Here is a 26,279-nt window from a genome sequence, read left to right on the forward strand (position 1 = left end):
ATAGGAAGCTATGAAAAAAAACAACAACTTTGTATAAGATGTCTGCATGGGGGAACTGGATTTGGAAAAACAAAAGCAAGTCAATATCATTAGCTTGAAGGTTTTTTACCTTTTTTCATTTTTTGCAGTAGGAAGTTTAACACCGCTATTAAGCGTTTATTTAGCCAATGAGGCAGGTTTGTCAGGTATTGAAATCGGTACGATCATGTCTGTTGGACCGATAGTGATGATCGTTTTTCAACCTTTTTGGGGAATTGTCTGTGATTGGAGCGGGAGACCGGCAAAAATACTGGCAATGACATCGTTGCTTGCTGGTGTATTCGGTTTAGGTTACTTGCTGTTCGATCATTATTTACTTATAGTATCCGTTGCTGTCGCTTTGGCTATTTTTCAAAGTGCGATAATACCTGTTTCAGATAGCATCACCCTTCAATATACAACGAAGATCAAATCGAATTATGGGAAAATCCGTTTATTCGGATCACTTGGTTACGGTGTGGCTGTTTTTGTAATGGGAAAATTATCTGAATCCTTCATGGGTCCTTCCGTGATATTTTATGCTTTTTTCTTCGGTCTTTTGATCTCGGCTAGTCTGGCTCTTCGTTTGCCCGAAGAGCCGCCTGGGGAAAAGGTGAAGCTTTTCGGCGGAATGAAAGAATTGATCACCATGAAACGATTCCTTATCTTTCTAGCTATAACGTTCTTGCTTTTTGGTCCTAATCTTGCAAATAATGTATACTACGGTTTGTTTGTAGAGGCAAGGGGAGGGACATATACAGGAATTGGCATTGCGTTCCTTTTAGCTGTATTATCGGAAATCCCCTTTATGAGAATCGCAGGTACCTGGATTCATAAGATAGGCCTGCTGCCAATTACCTTATTGGCTGGAACGGCCTCATTGGTCCGCTGGGTTTTGTACTTCACCGAACCGAGTTTGGCTACCGTATATGTGTCTTCGATCATTCAAGGGTTTTCACTTGGCTTATTCATTCCTGCAGCTTTACAATATATCAGGGAAGTTGTCCCTGTACGTATTACAGTAACGGCAATAACGCTTTATTCCGCCATAGGCAATGGATTGGGTAACTGGTTCAGTACCTTCAGCGGCGGAATAATCTTGGATAAATCAGGAATATATGCGGTCTATTTATTTTATGGTTTACTCACGCTGATCGGAATGCTGCTTACAATATGGCTCATGAGTTATGAAAAAAAATTAAAAGTTATGGGGAAACCCATAGGTATAATAGAAAAATGATGGAAAATAAAGCGAGGGACCTCTTTGCCTATCATGGTGAAGAGGTCTTTCTCTATTCTATTTACAAATTTGAGAGAAAGCAGGCTAAATGATCAAGTAGAATGAACATTCTTTGAAAGGGCGTATGGGTTCATTAAAATCCCTCAGTAGACAAACTCGCTGATAATGGATTTGTCCCCAATATTTTAAGGGTTTGTACAATTTACACGTTGATTGGAATGAAAGGCACTCGCTTTCCGCGGCACTTTCGCCTGCCGGGTCTCCCTTGGACACGCTTTTCCCACAGAAGTCTCGGACCACCCGCTCCAATCAACTTTGTTTAAAATTTAGAGAGAACCCTTTTTGTAGTCCCTTTCCGCGGTAAGTTAATAATAGATATGCTTTTATATATTGGTAATTTTAACCAAAACAATCAGTTTTTTATTTTTGGAAATAATATGATTTAATGGAAGATAGAGAATGAATGGAAGGGTGAGTGTTTTTGAGCAAACCAAAAGTGTTGGCTATTACCATCGCATCAGCTTTTATCGGCCTGTTTTTTTTATTTTGTCTTGGATGGGCGATTACGGACCATTATGGAAAGGGAACTTCCGATAAGGAAGTGATTGAAGAAACCGCCATTAAAAAAAATGATTTTCCCGATGATTTTACGGTAGTTGCGATAGGCGATTCATTGACCCGCGGCACAGGTGATGAAACAGGGAAAGGCTACGTTGGACTTGTTATTGAAGATTTAAAGAGTGAATACAATAGAAAACCAATCATTCATAACCTCGGAATTAATGGACAAGTGTCTAAAGAATTGGTACAGCAAGTGAGACAACCGGAAGTGAAGCGCCAAATCCAGGCTGCTGATGTTATTTTAGTTACAATCGGGGGTAACGATTTATTTCAAAAAGGCAAGACCCTGCTTGAATATGATCGTGAAGCTATTACTGTATCACAAAAGAGTTTCTTGGGAAATTTACATGAAATTTTTAAGGATATCAATAAAGTCAATGATACAGCTACCATTTTGTTGCTTGGGCTGTATAATCCGTTTATAGATTTGGATGAAGACTTTGATACGAACCGTATCGTACGGGATTGGAATAATGAAACGGCGGAAGTCGTGGCTCTTTATGAAAATGCAATTTTCGTTCCAACTTTTGATTTATTTCAATTGTCGGTAAATGAGTATTTGTATTCAGATAAATTTCACCCCAATAAGAAGGGATATCGTTTAATTGCTGATAGAGTTGCTCCTTTAATAAAATGGGAGGATGTGGAACGATGAAACAGGTGACATTGTCTGTCAGGGACTTGAAAAAAAGGATTGGCAAAAGGGAAATTATTAAAGGAATTGATTTTGAGCTGAATGAAGGGGAAGTTTTCGGCTTTTTAGGACCGAATGGAGCAGGCAAGACGACGACGATCCGCATGTTGGTCGGTTTGATTAAGCCAACCTCGGGTTCCATCCATATATGCGGGTATGATGTTCGTCAGGACTTTACGAAGGCTATGAAGCAAATGGGCTGCATCGTCGAAAATCCAGAGTTATATCCATTTTTGAGCGGGTGGGATAATTTGCTCCACTTTGCAAGAATGTTACCTGATGTTGATGAAACAAGAATGGACGAGGTTGTTGAACTCGTCGGTTTGCAAGCGAGAATTCACGATAAAGTGAAGACCTATTCGTTAGGAATGAGGCAGCGTTTAGGAATCGCGCAGGCCATGCTGAACAGACCTAAACTATTGATTTTGGATGAACCGACTAACGGGCTAGATCCTGCCGGAATCCGTGAAATGCGGCAATTCATCAGAAAGTTGGCTGAAGAAGAAGGTATGAGCGTTCTGGTTTCCTCACACTTGTTAGGTGAAATCCAGCAACTTTGTGACCGGGTCGCAATCATTAAAGGTGGGGAAATTATTAAAACGGATACAGTCGAGAGCTTATTATCCACGCAGGAGCGGATATTTTGGCGGGTGGAACCTATTCAAAAGGGCGCGGAAATACTTAGCAGCTTCACCGAAATTACCTTAGATCAAAAATATATCATTACAGCCTATGATGAACTTAAGACACCTGAATGGAATGCTGCTCTTAACCAAGCAGGCGTGAGGGTGCATGAAATGAATCGAAAGCTCCCGGGATTGGAAGAATTGTTTTTGCAAGTTACGGGGGGAGGTGCGGGCATTGAATAACTTGGTCCAAAATGAAATGATGAAGTTGCTGGCAAAGAAACGGTTAATCATAATCGGTCTCATCGTTGGAATTTTAGTCCTGATGTTTACATATGCCCAATACAAACAAGTGGAAGAGCAGCGGGAGAAGTTGGGAACTGATGATTGGCGTGCAGCTCTTCAGCAGCAAATCATTGATACTCAAAATCGATTGGGCTCCAATAGGATGCTCGATGAGTGGCGTGAACAGCTGCAAGTTAGTCTGAAGCAGCAGCAATATTATCTCGATCATAATATCAATCCCTCAGAACCAGGCGCAGCCACTTTTACACGCATGTTTTTGGAAAATGCAATCGATTTGTTCATTCCGCTGTTAATCATGATTGTGGCTAGTGATATGGTTTCTTCCGAAAATAGTCAAGGGACAATCAAGCTTTTGCTGACACGGCCAGTGGAGCGCTGGAAAATCTTATTGAGCAAATATGTAACATTATTATTATCGGTTTCGATTATCGTGGGGGTGACAGCCTTATTGTCTTACCTATTATCGGGTATCGTTTTCGGATATCAAGGTTGGGGGGCCCCTGTAATAACCGGATTTGAATTGAAGGGTGCTGACGTGGATGTCAGTCAAGTAAGGCTAGTGGAACAATGGAAATTCCTATTGATGGATTTGGGACTTGTCTGGCTGGTGGCGGTTGTGGTAGGGACCCTTTCTTTCATGCTTTCGGTACTGGTGAGAAGCACCCCTGCAGGCATGGGCATCATGCTGGCTGCATTGATTTCCGGAGCTATATTGAACAATATGGTTTCATCATGGGAATCAGCGAAATATTTCTTTATGGTGAATTTGAAATTGACCGCTTATATTAGCGGAACGGCTCCGCCAATAGAAGGGATGACTTTATTATCCTCCGTCATTACTCTGCTCGTTTGGTGGGCGCTTGCTTTAATTGTATCTTTTACAGTATTTACCCGGAGGGATGTATACTGAGAAACAGCCTATAGAAATTATAAGTTGTTTCAGTTTGTTGACATAATTGGTTCGGAAGTGTCGCTTTTAAAACAAGACCTGATTATCCACATGAAATTTTACTTTATATGAACTGAAACCCTCAATGGATGGAAGAAAATTTGCGACACTCCAGCCGAATAACTGGCTAGCCGAGACCCCACAGACGCTTGCGTCGAGGAGGCTTGGCAGACAGTCGGCGTAAAGGGAGCGGATTTCTGTAATCAACTCCATCTTTTCAAAAAAATTGTAGGCTCGCTTTCGAATTTGCCTGCAGTCTGAACAGCCTATATAAATTATAGGTTGTTTTTTATATTCTCGTACAGGGTATCCTTTAAAAAACAGTATGTTCAAAATAGGAGGATTATAAATGGATGATAATCATTTGAATGAAAAATTCATGCCAATGACTTCAATTTCCAGTGGAGATGTACAGATAATAAATGAGGGTATATATTGTCTGTCCGTCCAAATCGTTAATGTAATTTTTGTAGGGTCACACAAAGATGGTAAATGGGTATTGATTGATGCAGGGATGCCGCGTTCAGCAGAGGCAATAAAGAATACTGCTGAAGAAATATACGGACCGCAAAAACCACCTGCTGCAATTATTTTGACACATGGACATTTCGATCACGTTGGTGCACTTATTGAGTTAATGGAGTATTGGGAGGCTCCTGTTTATGCACACATTAAAGAAATGCCTTATTTAACGGGACAGGAAAATTATCCCGAACCGGATCCAACTGTTGAAGGGGGGATGGTCGCCAAAATCTCATCGATATTTCCGAATGAGGGAATCAACCTTGATGAAAAAGTTCAGCCATTGCCTAATGATCATAGTGTTCCCGGGCTTCGTGATTGGAAATGGGTTCACACCCCAGGCCATTCGAAAGGACATATTTCACTTTTCCGTGAAAGTGACCGAAGTTTGATTGTTGGAGATGCTTTTGTGAATGTCAGGCAAGATTCCCTATACAAGGTTATCACTCAGGAGAAAGAAATAGCAGGACCGCCGCGGTATTTAACAACCGATTGGGAGGCTGCCAAAGAATCGGTACGTCTATTGGAAAGTCTGAAGCCCGCTGTTGCCATAACGGGGCACGGGTATCCTGTTGAAGGGAAAGAACTGGAAATGGGTTTAGCGAAGCTTGCAAAGGAATTCGATTCATTAGCTAAACCGGATCATGGGAAATATGTGGAATGAAGGGTGACCGTGTTTAATGAATAATTTCTCTACAGAAGTCAAAAATAAACAAGCAACTTATGAAAAATGGAGGGATTTTCGTGACTAATTTAAGAGATATCATGACAACAGACGTTGATTGTTGCACTGCGGAAGATAATATATATGAAGCAGCAGTCAAAATGAAGAATGATGATGTTGGTGTCATTCCTGTATTGGAGAATAACCATTTAATCGGTGTCATTACAGACAGGGACATCGTCATTCGCTGTGTTGCCGAGAAAAAGCCGAACTCGACTAGAATTACCGATGTCATTTCCACTAATCTTGTAACAGGTACGCCTGATATGTCAGTGGAGGAAGCTGAGGAGTTAATGGCTACCGAACAAATCAGAAGGCTCCCTATCATTGAGAATGAAAAGCTGGTCGGTGTCGTTGCATTAGGTGATCTTGCTGTACACCAACAGACAAATTCAATGGCGGGAGATGCTTTAAGTTCAATTTCCGAAGACAGAGATCAAATTCAGCACTAAAAACCAAAACTCTGTTAGCTATTGCTAACAGAGTTTTGGTTTTTAAAGATAATTATTGAACCAGCCCTTGATTTCCTCAACATGTTGCAGGCGCATTTTTGGAGATCCGCTTCGCGATACCTCATGAGTTTCATTTGGGAATGAAACAAGTACGGCTTCTTTATTTTGCCGTTTTAAAGCGACAAAAAATTGCTCGCTCTGTTCAATGGGACAGCGGAAGTCCTTTTCTCCGTGAAGTAAAAGTAAAGGCGTATCCACATTGGAAACATATTTTAATGGAGAGTGCTGCCAGAGTTTTTCAGCAGAGTTAATGATATCGCCGCCAACTTCCCACTCTGTAAAATAATAGCCAATGTCGCTGACCCCATAAAAACTTAGCCAGTTACTGATACAACGCTGAGACACAGCCGCCTTGAAGCGGTTGGTATGTCCGATGATCCAATTTACCATGAATCCTCCATAACTTCCTCCGGATACCCCTAAATCTTCATCGTCTATAAAATCATACGTAGCTAGAACGTGATCGACTCCAGCCATTAAGTCCTTATAATCCATGCCTCCATAGTCGCCACGGCATGCGTTTACGAAGTCTTGGCCATATCCTACACTCCCGCGCGGGTTAGTGAACAATACAGTATACCCTTCATTAGCCAAGGTCTGGAATTCATGAACATAGGTATTAGCATACATCATATGCGGTCCGCCGTGGATTTCTAAAATGAGCGGATATTTTTGACTACCATTAAAACGGTTCGGTCTCATGATCCAGCCGTGAATGGTAAGCCCATCGACTGATGGAAAAGTAATGGGTTCAGCCATGGACAAATGTTTATCCTTCAAAAAATCCTCATTAACAAAACTGATTTGTTCCTTATCACCATTGGTAAGGTTATATGCAAAGAGATCGCCAGGATGAACAGGTGTACTGATGGCCACGACAGCACGGTGGCTTTCGGGATCTATAGTCAGGCCGTATATATGCTGCGGGTCAAGGATTGATGGATACATAGCTCCTTCAATGGAACCATAATATACTCCGGTATTTCCATAATCACTTATTAAAAAGTAAAAACCTTGACTATCGTTTGTCCACAAAATACCTGGGTCGACGGCTCCGATTTGGAAATCCCCTATTGCGGAATCTCCAATTTGCACGTCCCACCCGTCGGTCAAACACTGAGTCGTTTGGTCCTTGATGGAATATAACCAGATATTTGAAAAGGTGGCACCTGCAAATTCTTTATTATGGCCAATGAAAGATAGATATTCGCCATTTGGAGACCATTTAGGATCTCTAAAGAAACCTGTACTATCCGTAATTTTCTCTAAAGATTTCGTATCAAGATCCATGATGAAAATATCTGAAAAAAGTTCATCATCACTTCTTTCTGCATCCCCGCTTATGAATGCAATACGCTGTCCGTCTGGAGACCACGCATTCGGAAGATGATCAATATTGTTTTCCGTCAGCAATGTGAATTCTCCCTTAAAAATGTCCGCTATTACAAGCTGCTGATACAACTGATCAAAATAGCCTCTCCCATCCCATTTATACTTGATCCGGTCATACCTATTAACTTCTTTGGATAGATCATTTTCCTTGACCGTATTAAGGTTTTCGCCTTCCTTTAACCCGGTAGAAAGCAGTAACTTGGTGGAACAAGGGGACCAAATAGGCTTTGATGCGCCGTTAACGAAATGGGTGAGCTGGCGAGCTTCCCCGCCAATGCTCCCGATAATGTGGACTTGTTTTTTTCCTGATCTTTCTGATATAAAGGCGATATGTTTGCCATCGGGGGACCAGGCTGGTGATGTATCACGATTATTCCCAAACGTCCATTGCTTTGTTTCATTCGTAATCAGGCTGAACATAAACAGATTGGAAATGTATTTTTCCGTTTTTTCATCTATTCTGGTTTGGACATAAACCGCCATGCTGCCATCCGGTGATAGCTTTGGATCGGTTACTGATTTCAAGTGAAATAAATCTCTTGCTGTTATACCTATTTTGTTCATCCTTTTCACCCTTTCATTTCTCATAGTTATGTATTTCGCTAAAGAGAAATAAAATCCTTTAGTAAATGGTAAACGCGTCATGTTTATTTATCAAGGACGAAAGAAATGAAAATAATCCGGCCTTTTTATCAGGACGGATTATCTGGCTATATAGGCAAAAAACTTATAATTACTTATGCATATGTCGTGTATGCGGACGGTGTGGCGGTATTTGGAAATTATGTTCTTCCATCATTTTATAATGTTTTTCAAAATGTGAAACCATTTTATCGGCTTCTTCTTTCGAAAGCGCGCCATACTCAACATATTTTTCGATCAATATCTTTTTGTCAGCGAGTATTTGTTTTTGGATCTTAGCAATTTCCGATTTTTGAGCATCAGTGAATTGTACACTTTCAGTCTTTGCTTTATTTTCCTGTGCAGCCGGATGATTAAGGTTGACTAAGAATAGGGAACAAGCTGTTAAACAGATGACGAAAAACTTTTTCATGAATGAACGACTCCTTCTTTTTAATGATTTTTTCTTCCTAATTGAAGAACTGTAGAACCTTTAAAAACCTGAAAGTCTCTTCCTAATGGTGAATGATTATCAATATGGAAGATTCCTTATTTCTTTATTATCATTTACAGCATTTACAGTTTTATGTAAAAAATAAGGGGAAGGTTTGTTAGAGAAAGATATGGGTATTTTAAATGTAAGTGGAAATTTTGTTGAAACTTCTTATTAATAAAAAGGAAGGGAAGAAAGGGGGATTATCATGATTTGGACGATTATTGGTGTAATAATATTATTATGGGTTCTTGGTTTAGTCTTTAAAGTGGCTGCAGGGTTTATACATATCTTGCTTATCATCGCGGTCATTCTCATTTTGGTCAAGGTTTTTAAGGGAAGGAATCGAATGTAGATGTGTATTGAATGACTGACTTGGAAAAGCTTTTAAATACCAATGTAAAAGGCGGCCTGGTGAACAGGCCGCCTTTTAATTCAGTAAACTGTCAATCATAAGGAAGTGGATGGCCTAACAGCCTCTTATGAATCCATATCGCTGACTGGGTGCCATCTCCCATGGAAATGGTGACTTGTTCGGAATGGGCAACGAGGTCGCCGCCTGCCCAGACTCCTTTAATATTCGTTTCTTTAGTCCGGGGATGAACCACGACATGATTGTTTTCATTGACTTGCACACCTAATTGTAAGGCTAGGTCATTATTAAGTTTGTTCCCTTTAAACGCCGTGAATGCCTTTTCAGCTCTGATAATTTTACCAGATACTAATTCTATGCCCGTTAACTCCTGATTGGCATCAACATGAACCTGACCAACTTTCTCTTCAATAACGGGAATGTGATTTGCCGTTAACTTATCTCTATACTCATCATCAATTTTAGATTTCAAATGGTTTACGTAAATGATATCTTTTGACCAATATAATAGAGTAAGCGCCATGCCTGCACCCGTATTTCCGCCGCCAAGAACAACGGTTTGCTTATCCATGATCTCATACCCATCACAGTCAGGGCATATATATGTGGATGTCCCAAGAGTTGAATAGATGTTTTTGATTGGAGGAATGTTATCGGTAATGCCAGTACCCAGAAAAATCATTTTTGCTTGATATTCCCTGTCATTTTTAGTTTTGATAAAAAACTTGTCCTGCTTTTTTTCTAGAGATGTCACTGTATCATCCGTGAATTCGACACCGAATTTTTCAGCGTGCTCCCTGCCAAGCGTCCTTAATTGTTTCCCGCTTACACCGTCTGGCCACCCAAGAATGTTATGGTATGCCTTGGCAATGGAAGAGCGGCCTTGAGCAGAATCAATGACGATAATATCATGTTTATATCTTCCTAGCTGGATCGCTGCCTGAATCCCGGCTATACCTCCACCAATAATAATGCAATCTGCTTGTTTCATGAATTCACCGCCCATAAATTTGGAATAAACCTAGTGTTATTCTATCTGTAAAAAATATACCACTAGTCGCTGGAGCTTAAACAAAAAAAAGGAGGAAGTCCGCATCTGGCAGATCTTCCTCCCTTATCTTTAGCCTATATCATTGATTCTGTATTGGTTCGAGCCATTCTTGTGCCCAATTTTGAATTTCGTTCATAACCGGTGCAAGGGCCTTGCCTTTTTCAGTTAAAGAATATTCAATCCTGACCGGTGTCTCTGGATATACGTCCCTTTTAACAATACCTTCAATTTCCAAGTCCTTTAAACGTTCAGAAAGAATCCTGCCGCTTATCGGGAATGCAGATTCAATATTACAAAACCGTTGAGGGCCATTAAGTAATTGATTGACAATCAATCCAGTCCAGCGTTTACTCAAGATTTGCATTCCTTTTTCAAATCGTGGACAAAGTGTCGTATTATTCATCATATCACCTCATTATTAATATATTATAATGCATTTACCTCATATGTAACAACTTTACCGAAAATTATTTAGTTACTAGAGATGTTATGGTATAAGAAATTCACGAGCTTACTTTAAGTATCATGAAAAGCATTCCGCCTCGGATTTGCCACATTTTTAAAAAAAGTGCGCTTTTAAAAAATGTGTTGTTTAGAGATACCATGAAAAATATGTTATTTTAATATAGAAGTCAAAGTTTTGCAAATGGAAGGATCCGTGGGAAAGATGAGTGAGTTACTGCAAGAGGCCGTATCCTTTATCCGGACAAGTTATCCGGAATTATTGAAAACGGAAGAGGACATAAATGGCAGGATCGAACAAATTAAAAAGGAAATAAATGAAACAGGCAGATATGAACATACATATGAAGAATTGGTTTATGGTGCTAAATTAGCTTGGCGGAATAGCAATCGATGCATTGGGCGCTTTTTTTGGGAATCACTAAGGGTGATTGATAAAAGGATGATTCAAAGCGAAGAACAAATGGTATCGGCCCTCTTCCAGCATATCGAATATGCTACGAATAATGGGAATATCAGACCTGTGATTACAATTTTTAAACAGAAAGATCATGATCGAAAAGTGGATATTTGGAATCATCAGCTTATTCGTTATGCAGGATATGAGACGGAACATGGTGTAATCGGCGATTCAAGTTCAATCGAATTCACCAAGCGATGTATGGCATTAGGATGGGAAGGGAAATTCGGACCTTTCGATATTTTACCCCTTGTAGTCCAAGTGGACGGAAAAACCCCTAGTTTTCATGATATACCTGAAAGCCTCGTTAAAGAGGTTCAAATCACCCACCCTGAACTGACATGGTTCGAAGATCTTCAACTAAAATGGTATGCAGTTCCAATCATATCTGGTATGAGGCTGGAAATTGGCGGTATTACTTATTCAGCTGCACCATTTAATGGGTGGTACATGGGAACGGAAATCGGTGCTAGGAATCTTGCTGATGAAGAACGCTACAATATGCTGCCGGCAATCGGTGAGAGGATGGGCCTGGATGTTAAACGTGATTCGAGTTTATGGAAAGATCGAGCCCTTATCGAACTGAATGAAGCAGTCCTTCATTCGTATAAAAAACACGGAGTCAGCATTGTTGATCACCATACAGCAGCTAAGCAATTCAAGAAATTCGAAGAAAAAGAAGCCTCTTATGACCGGAAAGTAACGGGGGATTGGACCTGGTTAATTCCACCGGTGTCACCAGCCACGACTCATGTTTTTCATCAGCCATATAACAATGAAATAATGAAACCTAATTTCTTTTATCAAATTCCTCCATATAAATAAATGTTTACATGAACTGGCGGCGGGTATATATATAGCAAGCCAAAAAAAATAAGGGGGAAGGTAATGATGGCATTAGGAAGAAACGTGGTATTACTAGGAGTCGGAGTTGCCGGAGTCTCATTTTTATCGAATAAAACGAACAGAGGAAAAGTGAAGGACATGTGGTCCAATGCAAAAGCAAAAACGGTAGGCTTTTGGAATAGGACGTCTTCAGAGCTTGATCCTGTAATTGAAAAGGCAGGTCACCCTGATCCATATGATCATGATGACAATAAAATGGTGGATGAAGGCGCCATGTACGGTGTTCACTATTATAATAATGCAAAGCATGGATAAAGTAATAGAATCGCTTGGGAGTACCCAAGCGTCAGACTGCAGACAAACTTGTTCAGTTTGTCTGCAGTTTTTTTAATTAAAAGGTTGTTTTGATTTCAGAATTCGCTCCTTTTCCGCCGACTGTCTGCCAAACCGTATCAAAGCAAGCGCATGTGGTGTCTTGGCTACCCAGTAATTCGGCAGGAGTGTCGCAAATTTCTTCAATCTGAATGAGGGTTACCTATATATAAAAAGTAAAAAAACATGAAGGATAACCAGGTATTCTTTAAAATCATGGTTCAGGATGAGACCATTCCAACCCATGATTTTAAAACAAAGTTGATTGGAACGTAAGGAACTAGACTCCTGCGGGAAAAGCGCGTCAAAGGGAGACCTCGCAGGCTGCGCCAAGGAGGCTCCCGGATCGCCCGCGGAAAGCGAGTGCCTGGAGTGGAAATCAACTTCTGAAAATTGTAACCATCTACTAACTGTCGCTTGTGGCTACCCAAGCGTTTTTTTTGAAGTGGTATTTTATTTATCAATTGATAAAAGTCAGATAATTACGAATCCTGAACAAGGATTACAGGTAATAAATTATTTATTGTGCTTTAAATGAATAAGGATTAAGATAAAAGAATCGAAAGGAAGTGGATACGAGTGAGCAGCAGTTCTTATGATCCTGAACCCAGAAAGCAAGAGGAAGCCAATATGATGCTAGAAGTCGAGACTGTTATTCTCCCTGAGTATCTGCTCGAAGAAGGTAAATAAGGCTTTCTCTATAGAAGAGGAGGTCAAAAAATGATTGAAATCTACAAGACGGATGATAACCGTCACCTGAACAATATCGAGGAAATGACAAAAGGTTCCTGGGTGAACATTGTCGCGCCCACAGAAGCTGAAATAGATTATATATGCTCGACTTTGAAGTTACCGATCAATTTCATGAAGGATCCACTGGATGATGAGGAAAGGCCTCGTATCGAAAAAGAGGATGATAATGTTTTAATTATTGTCGACTTCCCATATTTGACCAGGGATGAAGCAGACTTACCGATTTTTGAAACGATTCCCATAGGCATGATCTTTACTAAAGACTGTTTCATTACGGTATCTCTGAAAGAAACACCGATATTGGCGAATTTCAAAAACAATAAGATCAAAGGTTTTTTCACCAATAAGAAAACGAGGTTTGCTTTACAAATATTATTCGAGATTTCATCCTATTATTTACGTTACCTGAAACAGATTAACAAGATGACTAATGAAGCCGAACGTGAATTACATCAGTCAATGAAAAATAAAGAATTATATACTTTCCTTGCTTTGGAAAAAAGCCTGGTTTATTTTACGACATCATTGAAATCCAATCGTGTAGTCCTTGATAAGATCCTCCGTTTTAATTATTTGAAAATGTACGAAGAAGATAAAGAATTGCTTGAGGATGTAATCATCGAAAATGCTCAGGCTATCGAAATGGCAGAAGTGTATCTATCCATTCTTAGCGGTATGATGGATGCATTCGCTTCGATCATTTCCAATAATGTCAATAATGCCATGAAGTTTCTAACATCAGTGACCATTATATTAACGCTCCCGACGATGGTGGCAAGTTTTTACGGAATGAATGTGGAACTGCCATTTGAACATAATCGGTTTGCTTTCATTTTTACATTATTAATTGCCATCACTTTGGCGGGGACGACTGCATTCATTTTTTGGAAGAAAAAATATTTTTAAGATTAACCGGCTTTTTAAGCCGGTTTTTTTAGGGGTTTGTGCAATTTGAACAATTCAGCGTGTTCAACTTGAACTGATTATTATAGATCAACTGGTGCCTGCGAACCATTTGGTTGAGGCTGCCAAGCATGTTTTGTTTTATTCCTCGAAAAAATCAGAAAATCCTTCACTGTTAATGCGATTTGAATAAGGGTTCTCATCATTTACATTCTTTACATCCAAATTGGTTTTAATCACTAAACGGGGACTCTCTGATGCTTCTCTTATGATACGATCGTTCAACTCTTTAAAATCCGGTACATTCTTATTGCCGGGTTTGTTTGGTTCCAATATAACCACCTCCATTTTTATCTTTGCAATAAATGATGGGGTGTATTCATGAATATTCTTAGGTTTGGGAAGGATAAAGGACTGAGGAGGAGATCATGATGACCAAATGGAACGAGCAAGCATCTCGCAATAATAATTTAAGGGCAAGTGATTTAAACCCAGATGGAGCTGATAAAGGAAAAATGGATTCAAAAAAAATTGATGGAGATCAATTGAATGATCTAAAGATCCAAGAGGAAATCAGAAAGCAAAATATGTAAGAGAAGTCCCTGATTTTAAAGTAAAGCAAAAAAGAATCATGCAGTGGAAAACGCTTGGCGGATAAACCAAGCGTTTTTTTTCGTATCATGGTTTGAATTTCATGGTTGATTTAGGATTCTCTTTTATCAGGTACGCTTTTGTTTTTTAAGTGAAGAGGGTTGAGTGAAGGACCCGGTTTCTTTTGTAGTGGTACCTTGCCCCTCTACCTGAGAAGAACCTAAACGAGTTTGTGAAGCATCTTTCTTGTTTTTTCCATTCATGTTTATCACCTCGATATTACTTTCCCTATTTCCTTTGCATCCTATACATATAATGAGGGTGAAAAGGACAGATTAGAAGGTAGAGGAGGTGTGTGTTGATGTCAAGAATCGGTGTTGAAGAATCATTAACGAATATTCAGGAAGCACTTCGTGAAAAAGGTTTTGATGTTGTGGAAATTAAACAAGAAGCTGACGCAAAAAACGTGGATTGTTGTGTGGTAACAGGTTTGGAAAGTAATGTGATGGGTATAAGCGATACTTCATTAAAAGCGTCTATCATTGAGGCAAATGGTTTAACGGCTGATGAAGTGTGCCGTGAGGTTGAAAATAAAGTGAATACCATTCAATAGTTCAAAAAGTGCCTAAACCGATATAGGGTTAGGCACTTTTTCTGTTTATTCAACGTTACTGTGCTATGGAAATTGCCGCAATCAATTCCACTTCTACATTCCCTTTGATCGCCCTGGAAATCATACAGGATGTTTCGGCTTTTTCAGCAAGTCTCCTCGCTTTTTCAAACACTTTTTCAGAAGTACCCGGCACCAATATAAGTGCGGGGCGATGAATGATTTTCTTATAGGTGAATACACCATTCGTAACATCCACTAACGCTTCCGATTGCATGGTCAAGCTCACCTTTTCTATATGGGCCCGCTCTAACATGGCAGCATAGGTAATGATATAGCAGGTCGATGCCGCTCCAAGCAGCATTTCATCGGGATTAGTTCCAATCCCTGGTCCTTCCATTTCCGTAGGAATACTTATCAGTGTTTGAAGATTCCCAGAATGAATCGTGCCGCTATCATTTCTGCCGCCAGGCCACTCCGCAGTTAAATGAAAGTGATGTATCGTCATTTTTTTTAACCTCCTTACTATTCTATAGTGTAAACGACAAAACAGGTTAAGTATCCGATTTTGCTCAATCAGTCAAATAATCCAGCAATCGGCTGAGTTTTTAATCCGCCAGAAGGATGAAGAAATGCCGAACCGGTCGAATAATCCAACGCTGTGCGAAGCTAAGGTATGAATCGAACAAATAAATTACCACCCTGCCGAATTACGTTTCCAGTAGGTTCAATTTCTGCTAGCTGACAGAAGCATACTTATTAAATATAAGATACATGTTGATGAAACAAAAGGCAGAGGCATTAGGCTATTTTAAGCACAATATTGGATAGGCTTTTCTATAATGATATAGACGGTTTTATATAAATAATACTTCATTAAGGAAGGGCTGAAAAGTTGACTACATTGAGTAATATGTTCGATTTGACTAATAAAACGGCTATCATTACCGGCGGCGGCAGAGGACTGGGCAAACAGATCGCCATGGCGTTGGGAGAGGCTGGCGCAAATATAGTCATTGCTTCACGAAATCTGCCTGTCTGTAAGGAGGTATGTGAAGACTTGCAATCGATGGGTGTTAATGCCGTTGCCTTTGAATGTGATATCACCGATGTGAGTGCCATTGACCATGTCGTTCAGGAAACGGTTGCTCAATTCGGCACCATTGATATTCTTGTCAATAATAGCGGTACATCTTGGTCAGGTCCGCTTTTGGATCTTCCCAAGGACAAGTGGGAAAAAGTATTGAATGTTAACGTTACAGGTACATTCCTGTTTTCACAGGCTGTAGCGAAGGTCATGAAGCAGCAAAATTCCGGAAAAATCATAAATATTGCATCGGTGACAGGACTTGGCGGGACGTTTCCAGAGCTTTTGGATACGATAGCTTATAACACCAGTAAGGGTGCCATCATTACATTGACCAAGGATTTAGGAGTTAAACTTGCTAGATACGGTATCCAAGTCAATGCAATTGCACCTGGATTTTTCCCGACTAAAATCACAAAGAAAATTCTTGAAAAGTCTAACTATGACATATTAGGTAAAACTCCGGCTGGCAGGTTTGGCGATGAAGATGATTTAAAGGGTGCCGCCGTATTTTTAGCCTCACAGGCTTCTGACTATATGGTGGGTCATATTTTGATCATTGACGGTGGAATATCGGCATTAGTGTAAACGGAGGAGAAAGGAAGGAAGAAATATATGGCGGAAAAATCCAATTTTTATAAAGGGCTTAAATTACTAGGCACACAAAAAGAGCAACAGCTGAATAGTAAAATTCAAAATCTGCTGAATAATCGCGAGTTAATCGAAAGAGTGAGCGATAATGCGCAAATGCAGGTGCCAAGAATAAATAGTCTGCAGGAAGCATCAGAAAGAATGTCCATCATCATGAATTATCCAACAAAAAAAGATGTGGCGAGTTTAGCGAAATTAGTCATCCAACTCGAAGAAAAAATTGATGGGTTGGAAGAATTGGTCTCTATACTTGTTGAGAATAGGGGCGGGAATGTCGGGGGTAATTCTTCAATTCGCAATAAAGGCAATGCCAATTCATCCCGCAGCATCAAAAAGAAATCAAGAGTGGCATCCAATGAAATGGAAGGGAGTAAAAAAAGGATATCTGACTTTATAAATAACTCCTTATTGTTAAGCTCACAGTTGCCTGAGTTCAATTCAGTTGGACAGGAGAATTCAAATGGCTAAGCGGAAAGTGCCGAAAAATCAATCTGAGTCCAAAACTAAATGGCAACATTTATTGGATATTCCCAATCAGCCAATGCCTGAAATGGGACTGACTCCGAAAATAGCGGTATGGAAAAAAAACAAATCAACGCTTTGGTTTTATCCCTCAGCACAAAAAAAATATGAGGTACCGGTTTTTCTTATATATTCACTAATCAATACTCCCTTGATCCTTGATTTATCCCCAGGTAATAGTTTAATAGAATCTTTTGTAAATGAAGGTTTTGATGTGTATTTGCTTGATTTTGGAAGCCCGGGATTTGAAGATGGTGACATATCGATCGAAGATTATATCGTCGATTATATTCAAAAAGGAGTGCAGCGTGCATTACGCCACTCTGGAGCATCAGAAATTACAGTCATGGGGTTTTGCCTCGGCGGTACAATAGCCGCAATATATGCTGCCATTGCAGACGAGCCGATCAAGAATTTGATACTTTCCGTGACCCCGGTGGATTTCAGTGCCTCGGAATTTTTTGATCAATGGCAGGAGGCGCTTAAAGAAGGGACAGCGGATTTTGACGAGACAATAGATATTTATCAAACGATACCGGCCAGTGCAGTTAAATATGGAATCCGGTTAATTACATCGCCCGTCTATATATCACCTTATTTATCTTTATTGAATCAAGCGGATGATGAGAAATACGTTCAAAACTGGCGCCGCTTCAATGCTTGGGCTAATGGGCATGTACCATTATCCGGAGCAGCCGCAAAACAAATAACCCAGGATTTATTGATAAAAAATAGCTTGGTTAATGGTAGCTTTAAGGTAAGGGGAAAAAAAGCGAAGCTATCGAAAATTGATGCTAGTGTTTTGGTCATAGCAAGTAAGTATGATCGACTGGTCCCGCAGGAAATGATTTATCCGGTAATGGAGCATTTAACATGTAAGGATAAGACATATAGCCTATTGAAAAGTGGACATGCTGCTAAACAATATTCCGGTGTACTCCCATATTATTTGAAGGAATGGCTGCCAGGGCGTTCTTCACCAATTCAATAAGAGGGGGATGTGAAATATACGTGTTGAACCTCAGTGAGGATATCAAAATCATGCCGGTTGTTGAGTATATAGGCTTTGCGTCATTGATATTTTCAAAATTTTTTGCAACATTTCCGGATTACTAAAGCGAAATAAAATAAAAGGGCTGGCTCGTTATGTAGAGCCAGCCACTATTATATCATTGATAATATTTCGCTCTTTCTTCAAGTGGTGAGAAGTCTTTATCGCCAGGTTCTGCAGTGGGTTTTCCAAAGGGCATCTGTGCGATGAGTTTCCAATCTGGTGATATATCCCATGTCTTTCTCACTTCGTCATCGATTAAAGGATTATAATGCTGAAGGCTTGCGCCAAACCCCTCAATTTCCAAGGAAGTCCATACGACAAATTGTAAAATGGCAGAAGATTGGTTCGACCAAATCGGAAAATTTTCGGCATACGTTTTGTATTGTTCTTGGAGCCTATTTATTATGGCCTGGTCTTCAAAGAATAAAACCGTTCCATAACCATTTATAAATGACCTCATTTTTTCTTCCGTTTTTTTAAAATCTTTGCCATCCGCTGCTATTCTTAATGTTTCTTTCGTGATATCCCATAATTGGTCGTGGCTTTGACCAGTTAAAACAATCACTCTGGCACTTTGGGAGTTGAAAGCGGAAGGGGAGTATTGAACGGCATGATCGATAACTTCTTTAATCCTTTTATCAGGAACAACATGTTCCTTGCTAAGGGAATAATAAGAGCGTCTATCTTCAATTGCGCTAAAAAAATCTTTAACCATATATCACACCTCCATTCTTATACCGATTTATTTTGGCCTGATTTTTTTATTTTATGATAAGTGAATCCGGTTGAAATTATTTGAATGAAAATGGTTGACAATTTTATCCCTGTGGTTTATCTTTAAATCAAGATATTTGCATTAAAAGTATTATGTTAGATTAAATACCTCGAATTCGAGATATTATTAGCGGATTAATTCATCTCCGTAAGGGGAGATTTATAAAGATAGGAGTGGTACGGATGGAATTAAAAGGATTACATCATGTTTCGGCGATTACAGCAAAAGCGGCAAATAACTTTGAATTCTACACAAAAGTCTTAGGGATGCGATTAATCAAAAAAACGGTGAATCAAGATGATGTTCGTGTGTATCACTTATTTTATGGAGATCAAATTGGTTCACCGGGTACGGAATTGACGTTTTTTGAAATTCCAAATGCTGCCCGCACTCATGAGGGAAACAATAGCATTTCAGAAATTTCTTTAAGGGTGAAGGATGATGAAGCGCTAGAATATTGGAAAAAACGGTTTGTGGAATTCAATGTTGAGCACGATGAAATATCGAGCCGTTTTGAAAGAAAGATACTTTCTTTTAAAGATCCTGAAGGGCAGAGGCTTCTTCTGGTTTCTGATCAGGATAATAACGGCGTTCAAGGAGGATTTCCGTGGGATGGAAGCCCAGTACCGCAAGAGTTTTCCATCCTTGGATTAGGACCAGTAAAACTTACAGTACCCAATATTGAACAAATAGAAAGTGTTCTTATCGAGGTATTGGGGTTCAGGAAATCAGGCACATACCCATCCGCAATCAGGGGGCAAAATCCGATAGTCGTTTACGAGACAGGTGAAGGAGGAACAGGAGCGGAGCTCCATATTGAAGAAAGGAATGATATACCTCGGGAAAGGCTGGGGAGGGGTGGAGTACACCATGTTGCCTTCCGGGTGGATGATGAAAAAGAATTGAGAAAATGGGTAGAAAAAATTAGTGAATCGAAATTCGTGAACTCGGGATATGTGGACCGCTTTTATTTCCGTTCACTCTATTTTAGGGAGCCGAATGGCATATTATTTGAACTAGCTACTGATGGACCTGGTTTTGAAGTGGATGAAGCTGAGCAGCATCTAGGTGAGAACCTTGCCCTGCCACCTTTTTTGGAATCGAAAAGAAAGGATATTGAATCGAATTTAAAACCACTTAATACAAAATCAACTAATTAAACAACGGGAAAGGAAGTAATCGGCATGCAAAAGCAAAATGCAGGGATACATCATATAACCGCAATTGTAGGCAATCCTCAAGACAATGTGGATTTTTATGCTGGAGTAATGGGAATGCGTATGGTGAAGAAAACCGTTAATTTTGATGATCCAGGCACCTATCATTTATATTTCGGAGATGAATCCGGTTCACCGGGCACAATCATCACTTTCTTTCCTTGGCCTGAGGCATACCGAGGGACAATTGGCTCCGGACAAGTGGGGATTACAACATATGCCGTTCCGGAGGGTTCAATGGGCTTCTGGGAAAAGCGTTTGGGTAAATTTAATATAGACTTTGAAAAGGTTTCACGTTTCGGTGAGGAATATCTTGAATTCAAAGACCCACATGGTTTGCAACTTGAACTGGTTGAGCGTAAAGAAGGTAAAAATAGCGAATGGTCATTCGGCGGTGTACCAGCTGATAAGGCGGTCAAGGGATTCGGCGGTGCTGTATTATTGACGTCAAAACCGATCAAAACGATGGAACTATTAGAGGAAGTGATGGGCCTGCAAAAGATTGGGGAAGAGGGCGATTTCATCCGCTTCAAATCCACATCGGATATCGGAAATTTGATTGATGTTAAAAAAACGGTTTTACCAAACGGTAAAATCGGAGTGGGAACTGTCCATCACATTGCATGGCGTGCGAGCGATAATGAAGATCATAAAGAATGGAGGGAGCATATCGGTAACCATGGCTATGGTGTGACACCCTTTACAGACCGACAATACTTCGATGCCATTTATTTCAGGGAAGATGGAGGCATACTCTTTGAAATTGCCACAGATCCACCTGGCTTTGCTCATGATGAAACGAAGGAAACGATGGGCAGTAAATTAATGCTGCCGCCATGGTTGGAAGAAAAGCGGGAAGTTATGGAAAAAACGTTACTGCCGGCAGTGCCGAGAGTACTAGAGGAGGATAAATGATGAAACATATTTTTCAAAAAGGAAGTAATCCAGAAGCTCCGTTACTACTGCTTTTACATGGCACTGGAGGAACGGAAACAGATCTCTTGCCATTATCCGAAATGGTTTCACCGGGTTCGTCCGTACTGAGCGTACGGGGAAATGTACTTGAAAATGGAATGCCCCGTTATTTCCGACGGTTAGCTGAAGGGGTTTTTGATGAAGAGGATTTGATTTTCCGAACGAAGGAGCTTTATGACTTCTTGGAATCAGCGTCTGGAAAATATGACTTCGACCGTGACAGAGTGGTGGCATTAGGTTATTCCAATGGTGCAAATATAGCGGCAAGTTTGCTGTTCCATTACGAGGGGGCATTACAAGGAGCGATTCTTCATCATCCAATGGTTCCAAGACGAGGGATCGCTTTGCCGTCCCTTTCAGATATACCTGTATTTATAGCTGCAGGTAAAAACGATCCGATTTGCCCGGCAGAAGAAACTGATGAACTTAATCAACTTTTACAGCAAGCTGGCGCTACAGTTGAAGTTCAGTGGGAAAATTACGGTCATCAGTTGACACGTTCAGAGGTTGATGCAGCAGGTTTATGGTTTCAAAAGAACTTTTTATAAGAATGAGAGGGAATGAAGATGATTTCTGTTAATCCTGAAAGTTTGACTGAACGGGATAATTATAAGTTTTTGACTGGAAGCATTATACCGAGACCTATAGCGCTGGTTACGACACAATCCGAAACCGGTACAATCAATATAGCGCCGTTCAGCTTTTTTAACATAGTCAGTTCAAATCCTCCGATGATTTCCATTTCTGTTCAACGGAAAGAAGGAGTTTCAAAGGATACAGCCCGAAATGCAATTCAAACAGGTGAGTTCGTTGTTCATATCACTGACGAAAATAATGTTGCTGATGCAAATCGAACGGCCAAGGAACTCCCATCTGAAGAAAGTGAATTGGGTCTTACTAATTTCACGCTGGCTGTTAGTGATAAGGTATCCGTACCAGGATTGGAAGAAGCGAAGGTGCGGTTCGAATGTACATTAGAGCAATCGATTCCATTGGCAGGTTCCAAGAATAAACCTGGTTGTGATTTACTGATAGGGAAAATAGTCTGTTATCATATAGAGCAAGATATTTATCATAATGGCCGTATTGACCCGAACGGGCTAAAACCTGTAGCGAGATTAGCCGGTCATACTTATACAAAACTAGGGGAATTATTTGAAATAGAACGTCCTTAAGGAAAAAGAAAAAAATGGCGACAATCTTTTAAGATGTCGCCATTTCAGTTTGTAGACAAAAGGGGTTCGGAATTAAAAAATTCTGGACCCCTTTTGAAATTCCCTATGAATACATATCTTTCACCAAGTCATAAATGAAAGTGAAGTCAATGGCAGCCTCCATTTTAAGAACCAAATGGTTCGGTGGCACCAGTTGATCTAAAGTAATCAGTTCAAGTTGATCTCGCTGAATAGAATCATGAAAGATCCTCATCACCTCAGGTTCTAATACTTCTATTTTAAAACAAAAATGACTCTAGGCAAAAGTGTTCTATCAAAAGGTAAGACAAAGCTGATTGGAACGGAAGGTGCGAGACTCCTGCGGGAAAAGCGCGTCCAGGGGAGACCCCGCAGGCGCAAGCCGAGGAGGCTCCCCGACCGCCCGCGGAAAGCGAGTGCCCTACGTTCCAATCAACGTCCAAATGGCGACAATCTTTTAAGATGTCGCCATTTTTAAGACCAACATGACCCCGGTTAGTTTTATTTGCCATTATAATACGCTTAGCGCTTGTTCCAAAAACAATTTAATATTAATGCCCCAGCCATGATCGTTAGCATTTAAAAGGAAGTCTTTACATTCCGAAACAAAACTTGACAATTTTTTCATAGATTGATAAAGTTATAAAAAAATAATTTCTTATCCAGAGAGGTGGAGGGACTGGCCCTATGAAACCTCAGCAACAGGTCTACATAGACACTGTGCTAATTCCAGGGGGTGAAACCTTGATAGATAAGACCGTACGTGTTTATTTGTCAGTAACGCACTCTTTTTTAGAGTGCGTTTTCGTTTTTTCTGGATGCAAGATTAAGGAGAGTTAGTATGGAGAACAAAAGGAAGCATGATTTTCAAAGGCAAATGCAAGCACGGCATATAATAATGCTATCGCTTGGCGGGGTGATTGGAACTGGTTTATTCTTAAGTTCGGGTTATACGATTCAACAGGCTGGTCCGTTCGGAACCATCCTTTCGTATCTGATTGGTGCATTAGTGGTTTATCTAGTCATGCTATGTCTAGGTGAACTGTCAGTGCATATGCCCGAGACAGGTGCTTTTCATAGTTACGCAGCCAAATACATCGGACCAGGGACAGGGTATACAGTAGCCTGGTTGTATTGGCTAACCTGGACTGTTGCACTAGGTTCGGAATTCACGGCTGCAGGATTGTTGATGCAGCGATGGTTTCCATCAATCAGTGTCTGGATATGGAGTGCTCTATTTGCCATTTTGGTCTTGGCATTAAATGCGTGGACCGTTAAGTTTTTCGCTGAATCCGAATTCTGGTTTGCGTCTATTAAGGTATTTGCTATTGTGATATTCATTATTCTGGGAGCTGCGGCAATGGTAGGTTTTATTCCAATGATTAACGCACAATCAGCTCCGTTATTTTCCAATGTTACAAGTGCAGGTTTATTTCCAAATGGTGCTTTTGCCATTCTAATGACAATGCTCGCTGTGAATTTTGCATTTTCTGGAACTGAATTGATCGGAGTTGCAGCTGGAGAAACTGTGAATCCGGAAAAAACGATTCCAAAGGCAATCCGTATGACATTATGGAGATTGATTATCTTTTTTGTAGGTACCATCGTTGTTTTATCCGCATTATTGCCTGTTTCGGATGCAAGCGTATTAGAGAGCCCCTTTGTTGCCGTTCTAGAACGAATTGGAGTGCCATATGCAGCGGATATTATGAACTTTGTTATATTAACTGCCATTTTGTCTGCTGCAAACTCAGGACTATATGCCTCATCCAGGATGCTTTGGTCACTTGCAGATAAGAAAACTATTTCACCAATATTTGCAAAATTGACAAAACGGGGTGTTCCCTTGAATGCAGTCCTTTTCAGTATGCTGGGCGGTGTTTTAGCACTTTTCTCGAGTATTATTGCGCCGGATACTGTATATATAGTGCTTGTATCCATTTCTGGACTAGCCGTGGTTATAGTTTGGATGAGTATTAGCGCGTCACAGTTTCTATTTCGCAGACGATATATAAACGAAGGAAACTCAGTTAATGATTTGGCTTATCATACACCATTATATCCATTCGTACCAATCGTTTCATTTATGCTATGTCTTGCTTCTTGCATAGGAATTGCATTTGATCCTACACAAAGAATTGCACTATATTGTGGCATTCCGTTTATTTTGTTTTGCTATGTAAGTTATTATCTGACACAAACTTTAAGAAAAGAGGAGTAGACAATGAAGAATAAAATTAACCCAATTGAAGCAATTTTACGAGATCATTCAGTCATGATTTTGGACGGAGCTTTAGCTACAGAGCTTGAAAGTCATGGTTGTGATTTGGACGATCCCCTGTGGTCTGCACGTGTATTGCTTGAAAATCCAGAATTGATTTACCAGGTTCACTCTGACTACTTTCGAGCTGGTGCTGACTGTGCGATAACGGCAAGCTATCAAGCAACGGTTGAAGGTTTCGCCCTCCGCGGAATACAAGAAAAAGAGGCATTGGATCTAATCCGGAAAACGGTTTTACTTGCAAGACAAGCAAGAGATGAATTTTGGAAGGAAGAATATCAAACGATTAGACCTAAGCCATTGGTTGCTGGATCAGTTGGGCCTTATGGAGCTTATCTAGCAGATGGTTCAGAGTATGTTGGGAACTATGGTGTTTCAGATGAAGCTTTAGCGGCATTTCATCGCCCACGAATAAAAGCTTTGATTGAAGCAGGAGCTGACATTTTAGCATTTGAGACGATTCCTTCTTTGCAAGAAGCAAAAGTATTACATTCATTATTGAAGGATTATCCAGAAGTCTATGCTTGGCTATCCTTTTCTTTGAAAAATGAAAAAGCGATAAGTGACGGTACATTGCTGGAGGAGTGTACCAGATTGTTCGGGGACAGTGAGCAAATTGCCGCAATTGGCATCAACTGTGCGCCTGTATCAGTTGTCACGGGAGCCATACAGGTGTTGCGTGCAAACACGCATAAACCAATTATCGTTTATCCCAATTCCGGTGAAACCTATAATCCAGAAACTAAAACATGGCATGGTCCGGAATCATGTAATAGGCTCGATGTGAAATCTGAAGATTGGCACCATGCGGGGGCAAGTATAATTGGAGGATGTTGCAGAACCGCTCCTCATCATATTGCGGGCATTTCAAGAAAGTGGCGACCTTCCGTGGTAACGTTCTCCTAGCCTTTTTTGTTATCAAAAATGTTTTTATTAAATATGCAAGTAGTCGGGAAACCTATAAACAAAAAGAACAGGAATCTGGCGGTTCCTGTTCTTTTTGAGCTCTTTATTCAGATTCGAGTAATTTTGAAAAGGTTTGAATTATTAATTTTTAGGCACTTCAGAAATAAGTCGCGCAAGATTGGCTGGGTATTACAGGTAAACCAACCCTGCTGCAAAAACTGTAAAAAGAGAAATTAAATCATATTTTTTTCGTGCTTGGGAAAACTATACAAACAATGAATGGAAAGGAGAGAATGCGTTATGAGTCGTGGTAAAAATTTTAATCACAAAGAAAAAGGACATCCAGGAAATTTACCCAATAATAGAATTAGCGAAGAGAAGGAACACAGCCGCCAGTATGAACAGATTGAAGATATTGTCACACATGAAGCTTTCAAGAATCGGGAAAAAGAAGATGAGATGCCTTAAGATATGGAGAT

General features: G+C 40.2%; 30 protein-coding genes and 1 riboswitch. Of the genes, 22 read left to right on the forward strand and 8 right to left on the reverse strand.

From position 1 onward, the window contains the following. Positions 1-61 precede the first annotated feature (61 nt). The 6 genes from ACZ9AO_RS13925 (at position 62) to ACZ9AO_RS13950 (ending at position 6,152) form a co-directional block, all read left to right on the forward strand. Positions 62-1,258: an MFS transporter gene (locus ACZ9AO_RS13925; RefSeq protein ID WP_226990377.1), complete on the forward strand. Its 1,197-nt coding sequence runs from the start codon at positions 62-64 to the stop codon at positions 1,256-1,258. A 481-nt stretch (positions 1,259-1,739) separates the two neighbouring features. Continuing rightward, positions 1,740-2,534: an SGNH/GDSL hydrolase family protein gene (locus ACZ9AO_RS13930; RefSeq protein WP_430114562.1), complete on the forward strand. Its 795-nt coding sequence runs from the start codon at positions 1,740-1,742 to the stop codon at positions 2,532-2,534. Further along, complete coding sequence (locus tag ACZ9AO_RS13935) at positions 2,531-3,442, forward strand: ABC transporter ATP-binding protein (protein WP_251539996.1); 912 nt, start codon at positions 2,531-2,533, stop codon at positions 3,440-3,442. Before ACZ9AO_RS13930 ends, ACZ9AO_RS13935 begins: the two co-directional genes overlap by 4 nt. After that, positions 3,435-4,415: an ABC transporter permease gene (locus tag ACZ9AO_RS13940; RefSeq protein WP_476109266.1), complete on the forward strand. Its 981-nt coding sequence runs from the start codon at positions 3,435-3,437 to the stop codon at positions 4,413-4,415. The genes ACZ9AO_RS13935 and ACZ9AO_RS13940 overlap by 8 nt, the downstream gene beginning before the upstream one ends. A gap of 388 nt (positions 4,416-4,803) precedes the next feature. Then, complete coding sequence (locus ACZ9AO_RS13945) at positions 4,804-5,640, forward strand: MBL fold metallo-hydrolase (RefSeq protein WP_476109267.1); 837 nt, start codon at positions 4,804-4,806, stop codon at positions 5,638-5,640. An 80-nt stretch (positions 5,641-5,720) separates the two neighbouring features. After that, positions 5,721-6,152: a CBS domain-containing protein gene (locus ACZ9AO_RS13950; RefSeq protein WP_105718815.1), complete on the forward strand. Its 432-nt coding sequence runs from the start codon at positions 5,721-5,723 to the stop codon at positions 6,150-6,152. 42 nt (positions 6,153-6,194) lie between these two features. Here the strand turns inward: ACZ9AO_RS13950 and ACZ9AO_RS13955 are convergent, their stop codons facing one another. After that, on the reverse strand, positions 6,195-8,168 hold the full coding sequence (locus ACZ9AO_RS13955; protein WP_476109268.1) for a S9 family peptidase: 1,974 nt from the start codon (positions 8,166-8,168) through the stop codon (positions 6,195-6,197). A gap of 169 nt (positions 8,169-8,337) precedes the next feature. Next, on the reverse strand, positions 8,338-8,658 hold the full coding sequence (locus ACZ9AO_RS13960; RefSeq protein ID WP_052137264.1) for a YckD family protein: 321 nt from the start codon (positions 8,656-8,658) through the stop codon (positions 8,338-8,340). A gap of 268 nt (positions 8,659-8,926) precedes the next feature. Between ACZ9AO_RS13960 and ACZ9AO_RS13965 the strand changes: the two genes are divergently transcribed. Next, on the forward strand, positions 8,927-9,073 hold the full coding sequence (locus ACZ9AO_RS13965; RefSeq protein WP_106027466.1) for a lmo0937 family membrane protein: 147 nt from the start codon (positions 8,927-8,929) through the stop codon (positions 9,071-9,073). A 91-nt stretch (positions 9,074-9,164) separates the two neighbouring features. Here the strand turns inward: ACZ9AO_RS13965 and ACZ9AO_RS13970 are convergent, their stop codons facing one another. Both ACZ9AO_RS13970 and ACZ9AO_RS13975 read right to left on the reverse strand, forming a co-directional pair. Further along, a complete protein-coding gene (locus tag ACZ9AO_RS13970) occupies positions 9,165-10,082 on the reverse strand; it encodes an NAD(P)/FAD-dependent oxidoreductase (protein ID WP_476109269.1) in 918 nt (305 codons plus the stop codon). 139 nt (positions 10,083-10,221) lie between these two features. Then, positions 10,222-10,545 carry a winged helix-turn-helix transcriptional regulator gene (locus ACZ9AO_RS13975; RefSeq protein WP_048678030.1) on the reverse strand — a complete coding sequence of 108 codons (324 nt, stop codon included), beginning with the start codon at positions 10,543-10,545 and terminating at the stop codon, positions 10,222-10,224. A 264-nt stretch (positions 10,546-10,809) separates the two neighbouring features. Here ACZ9AO_RS13975 and ACZ9AO_RS13980 point away from each other — a divergent pair, with 264 nt between their 5' ends. The 3 genes from ACZ9AO_RS13980 to ACZ9AO_RS13990 all read left to right on the forward strand — a co-directional run bounded on the left by ACZ9AO_RS13980 (position 10,810) and on the right by ACZ9AO_RS13990 (position 13,941). Then, on the forward strand, positions 10,810-11,889 hold the full coding sequence (locus ACZ9AO_RS13980; RefSeq protein WP_476109270.1) for a nitric oxide synthase oxygenase: 1,080 nt from the start codon (positions 10,810-10,812) through the stop codon (positions 11,887-11,889). Positions 11,890-11,952: 63 nt separating this feature from the next. Continuing rightward, entirely contained in the window at positions 11,953-12,225 is a 273-nt protein-coding gene (locus ACZ9AO_RS13985) for a hypothetical protein (protein WP_048678031.1), read from the forward strand. 777 nt (positions 12,226-13,002) lie between these two features. Continuing rightward, positions 13,003-13,941 (forward strand): magnesium transporter CorA family protein, encoded by a 939-nt coding sequence (locus tag ACZ9AO_RS13990; RefSeq protein ID WP_034307265.1) that lies wholly within the window; start codon positions 13,003-13,005, stop codon positions 13,939-13,941. Positions 13,942-14,079: 138 nt separating this feature from the next. On the opposite strand, the gene ACZ9AO_RS13995 is transcribed toward ACZ9AO_RS13990, so the two are convergent. Continuing rightward, complete coding sequence (locus ACZ9AO_RS13995) at positions 14,080-14,271, reverse strand: hypothetical protein (RefSeq protein WP_375541153.1); 192 nt, start codon at positions 14,269-14,271, stop codon at positions 14,080-14,082. Between the two features lie 95 nt (positions 14,272-14,366). Between ACZ9AO_RS13995 and ACZ9AO_RS14000 the strand changes: the two genes are divergently transcribed. Continuing rightward, positions 14,367-14,531 (forward strand): hypothetical protein, encoded by a 165-nt coding sequence (locus tag ACZ9AO_RS14000; RefSeq protein ID WP_161922473.1) that lies wholly within the window; start codon positions 14,367-14,369, stop codon positions 14,529-14,531. A gap of 126 nt (positions 14,532-14,657) precedes the next feature. Here ACZ9AO_RS14000 and ACZ9AO_RS14005 read toward each other — a convergent pair whose 3' ends face one another. After that, positions 14,658-14,792: a YuzL family protein gene (locus tag ACZ9AO_RS14005; RefSeq protein WP_095392115.1), complete on the reverse strand. Its 135-nt coding sequence runs from the start codon at positions 14,790-14,792 to the stop codon at positions 14,658-14,660. A gap of 98 nt (positions 14,793-14,890) precedes the next feature. Between ACZ9AO_RS14005 and ACZ9AO_RS14010 the strand changes: the two genes are divergently transcribed. Further along, the gene (locus ACZ9AO_RS14010; RefSeq protein WP_034307261.1) at positions 14,891-15,142 is read left to right on the forward strand and encodes a YkuS family protein; all 252 of its coding nucleotides are present in this window, start codon (positions 14,891-14,893) and stop codon (positions 15,140-15,142) included. Positions 15,143-15,197: 55 nt separating this feature from the next. Here ACZ9AO_RS14010 and ACZ9AO_RS14015 read toward each other — a convergent pair whose 3' ends face one another. Beyond that, complete coding sequence (locus ACZ9AO_RS14015) at positions 15,198-15,647, reverse strand: OsmC family protein (protein ID WP_251539989.1); 450 nt, start codon at positions 15,645-15,647, stop codon at positions 15,198-15,200. A gap of 405 nt (positions 15,648-16,052) precedes the next feature. Between ACZ9AO_RS14015 and ACZ9AO_RS14020 the strand changes: the two genes are divergently transcribed. The 3 genes from ACZ9AO_RS14020 to ACZ9AO_RS14030 are packed head-to-tail and all read left to right on the forward strand — an operon-like array spanning position 16,053 to position 18,390. Beyond that, complete coding sequence (locus ACZ9AO_RS14020) at positions 16,053-16,814, forward strand: SDR family oxidoreductase (protein WP_476109352.1); 762 nt, start codon at positions 16,053-16,055, stop codon at positions 16,812-16,814. Positions 16,815-16,841: 27 nt separating this feature from the next. After that, the gene (locus ACZ9AO_RS14025) at positions 16,842-17,345 is read left to right on the forward strand and encodes a hypothetical protein (RefSeq protein WP_476109271.1); all 504 of its coding nucleotides are present in this window, start codon (positions 16,842-16,844) and stop codon (positions 17,343-17,345) included. Then, on the forward strand, positions 17,338-18,390 hold the full coding sequence (locus ACZ9AO_RS14030; protein WP_476109272.1) for an alpha/beta fold hydrolase: 1,053 nt from the start codon (positions 17,338-17,340) through the stop codon (positions 18,388-18,390). The genes ACZ9AO_RS14025 and ACZ9AO_RS14030 overlap by 8 nt, the downstream gene beginning before the upstream one ends. Positions 18,391-18,568: 178 nt before the next feature. On the opposite strand, the gene ACZ9AO_RS14035 is transcribed toward ACZ9AO_RS14030, so the two are convergent. Then, the gene (locus ACZ9AO_RS14035) at positions 18,569-19,168 is read right to left on the reverse strand and encodes a nitroreductase family protein (protein ID WP_476109273.1); all 600 of its coding nucleotides are present in this window, start codon (positions 19,166-19,168) and stop codon (positions 18,569-18,571) included. A 242-nt stretch (positions 19,169-19,410) separates the two neighbouring features. On the opposite strand from ACZ9AO_RS14035, the gene ACZ9AO_RS14040 reads away from it, so the two are divergent. From ACZ9AO_RS14040 to ACZ9AO_RS14070, 7 genes are all read left to right on the forward strand, one after another. Then, complete coding sequence (locus ACZ9AO_RS14040) at positions 19,411-20,388, forward strand: ring-cleaving dioxygenase (protein WP_476109274.1); 978 nt, start codon at positions 19,411-19,413, stop codon at positions 20,386-20,388. A 24-nt stretch (positions 20,389-20,412) separates the two neighbouring features. Next, positions 20,413-21,360, forward strand: a complete 948-nt coding sequence (locus ACZ9AO_RS14045; RefSeq protein WP_476109275.1) for a ring-cleaving dioxygenase — start codon at positions 20,413-20,415, stop codon at positions 21,358-21,360. Next, on the forward strand, positions 21,360-21,968 hold the full coding sequence (locus ACZ9AO_RS14050) for an alpha/beta hydrolase (protein ID WP_048679844.1): 609 nt from the start codon (positions 21,360-21,362) through the stop codon (positions 21,966-21,968). The genes ACZ9AO_RS14045 and ACZ9AO_RS14050 overlap by 1 nt, the downstream gene beginning before the upstream one ends. Positions 21,969-21,986: 18 nt before the next feature. Next, positions 21,987-22,595 carry a flavin reductase family protein gene (locus ACZ9AO_RS14055; RefSeq protein ID WP_251539985.1) on the forward strand — a complete coding sequence of 203 codons (609 nt, stop codon included), beginning with the start codon at positions 21,987-21,989 and terminating at the stop codon, positions 22,593-22,595. A gap of 673 nt (positions 22,596-23,268) precedes the next feature. Further along, positions 23,269-23,371, forward strand: a riboswitch (SAM riboswitch). An 83-nt stretch (positions 23,372-23,454) separates the two neighbouring features. Further along, positions 23,455-24,834, forward strand: a complete 1,380-nt coding sequence (gene mmuP, locus ACZ9AO_RS14060; protein WP_476109276.1) for an S-methylmethionine permease — start codon at positions 23,455-23,457, stop codon at positions 24,832-24,834. Between the two features lie 3 nt (positions 24,835-24,837). Next, positions 24,838-25,800: a homocysteine S-methyltransferase gene (mmuM, locus tag ACZ9AO_RS14065; RefSeq protein WP_476109277.1), complete on the forward strand. Its 963-nt coding sequence runs from the start codon at positions 24,838-24,840 to the stop codon at positions 25,798-25,800. 300 nt (positions 25,801-26,100) lie between these two features. Continuing rightward, complete coding sequence (locus ACZ9AO_RS14070; protein ID WP_162878727.1) at positions 26,101-26,268, forward strand: hypothetical protein; 168 nt, start codon at positions 26,101-26,103, stop codon at positions 26,266-26,268. Positions 26,269-26,279 lie beyond the last annotated feature (11 nt).

It is taken from the genome of Peribacillus sp. TE19612, assembly GCF_056279465.1.

Bases quoted from the DNA above. Each gene is read 5' to 3' on its own strand.
- ACZ9AO_RS13935 (WP_251539996.1), top strand. From the start codon at position 2,531: ATGAAACAGGTGACATTGTCTGTCAGGGACTTGAAAAAAAGGATTGGC.
- ACZ9AO_RS13945 (WP_476109267.1), top strand. From the start codon at position 4,804: ATGGATGATAATCATTTGAATGAAAAATTCATGCCAATGACTTCAATT.
- ACZ9AO_RS13955 (WP_476109268.1), bottom strand. From the start codon at position 8,168: ATGAACAAAATAGGTATAACAGCAAGAGATTTATTTCACTTGAAATCA.
- ACZ9AO_RS13960 (WP_052137264.1), bottom strand. From the start codon at position 8,658: ATGAAAAAGTTTTTCGTCATCTGTTTAACAGCTTGTTCCCTATTCTTA.
- ACZ9AO_RS13965 (WP_106027466.1), top strand. From the start codon at position 8,927: ATGATTTGGACGATTATTGGTGTAATAATATTATTATGGGTTCTTGGT.
- ACZ9AO_RS13970 (WP_476109269.1), bottom strand. From the start codon at position 10,082: ATGAAACAAGCAGATTGCATTATTATTGGTGGAGGTATAGCCGGGATT.
- ACZ9AO_RS13975 (WP_048678030.1), bottom strand. From the start codon at position 10,545: ATGAATAATACGACACTTTGTCCACGATTTGAAAAAGGAATGCAAATC.
- ACZ9AO_RS13980 (WP_476109270.1), top strand. From the start codon at position 10,810: ATGAGTGAGTTACTGCAAGAGGCCGTATCCTTTATCCGGACAAGTTAT.
- ACZ9AO_RS13985 (WP_048678031.1), top strand. From the start codon at position 11,953: ATGATGGCATTAGGAAGAAACGTGGTATTACTAGGAGTCGGAGTTGCC.
- ACZ9AO_RS13990 (WP_034307265.1), top strand. From the start codon at position 13,003: ATGATTGAAATCTACAAGACGGATGATAACCGTCACCTGAACAATATC.
- ACZ9AO_RS14000 (WP_161922473.1), top strand. From the start codon at position 14,367: ATGATGACCAAATGGAACGAGCAAGCATCTCGCAATAATAATTTAAGG.
- ACZ9AO_RS14005 (WP_095392115.1), bottom strand. From the start codon at position 14,792: ATGAATGGAAAAAACAAGAAAGATGCTTCACAAACTCGTTTAGGTTCT.
- ACZ9AO_RS14010 (WP_034307261.1), top strand. From the start codon at position 14,891: ATGTCAAGAATCGGTGTTGAAGAATCATTAACGAATATTCAGGAAGCA.
- ACZ9AO_RS14015 (WP_251539989.1), bottom strand. From the start codon at position 15,647: ATGACGATACATCACTTTCATTTAACTGCGGAGTGGCCTGGCGGCAGA.
- ACZ9AO_RS14020 (WP_476109352.1), top strand. From the start codon at position 16,053: ATGTTCGATTTGACTAATAAAACGGCTATCATTACCGGCGGCGGCAGA.
- ACZ9AO_RS14025 (WP_476109271.1), top strand. From the start codon at position 16,842: ATGGCGGAAAAATCCAATTTTTATAAAGGGCTTAAATTACTAGGCACA.
- ACZ9AO_RS14030 (WP_476109272.1), top strand. From the start codon at position 17,338: ATGGCTAAGCGGAAAGTGCCGAAAAATCAATCTGAGTCCAAAACTAAA.
- ACZ9AO_RS14035 (WP_476109273.1), bottom strand. From the start codon at position 19,168: ATGGTTAAAGATTTTTTTAGCGCAATTGAAGATAGACGCTCTTATTAT.
- ACZ9AO_RS14040 (WP_476109274.1), top strand. From the start codon at position 19,411: ATGGAATTAAAAGGATTACATCATGTTTCGGCGATTACAGCAAAAGCG.
- ACZ9AO_RS14045 (WP_476109275.1), top strand. From the start codon at position 20,413: ATGCAAAAGCAAAATGCAGGGATACATCATATAACCGCAATTGTAGGC.
- ACZ9AO_RS14050 (WP_048679844.1), top strand. From the start codon at position 21,360: ATGAAACATATTTTTCAAAAAGGAAGTAATCCAGAAGCTCCGTTACTA.
- ACZ9AO_RS14055 (WP_251539985.1), top strand. From the start codon at position 21,987: ATGATTTCTGTTAATCCTGAAAGTTTGACTGAACGGGATAATTATAAG.
- mmuP (WP_476109276.1), top strand. From the start codon at position 23,455: ATGGAGAACAAAAGGAAGCATGATTTTCAAAGGCAAATGCAAGCACGG.
- mmuM (WP_476109277.1), top strand. From the start codon at position 24,838: ATGAAGAATAAAATTAACCCAATTGAAGCAATTTTACGAGATCATTCA.
- ACZ9AO_RS14070 (WP_162878727.1), top strand. From the start codon at position 26,101: ATGAGTCGTGGTAAAAATTTTAATCACAAAGAAAAAGGACATCCAGGA.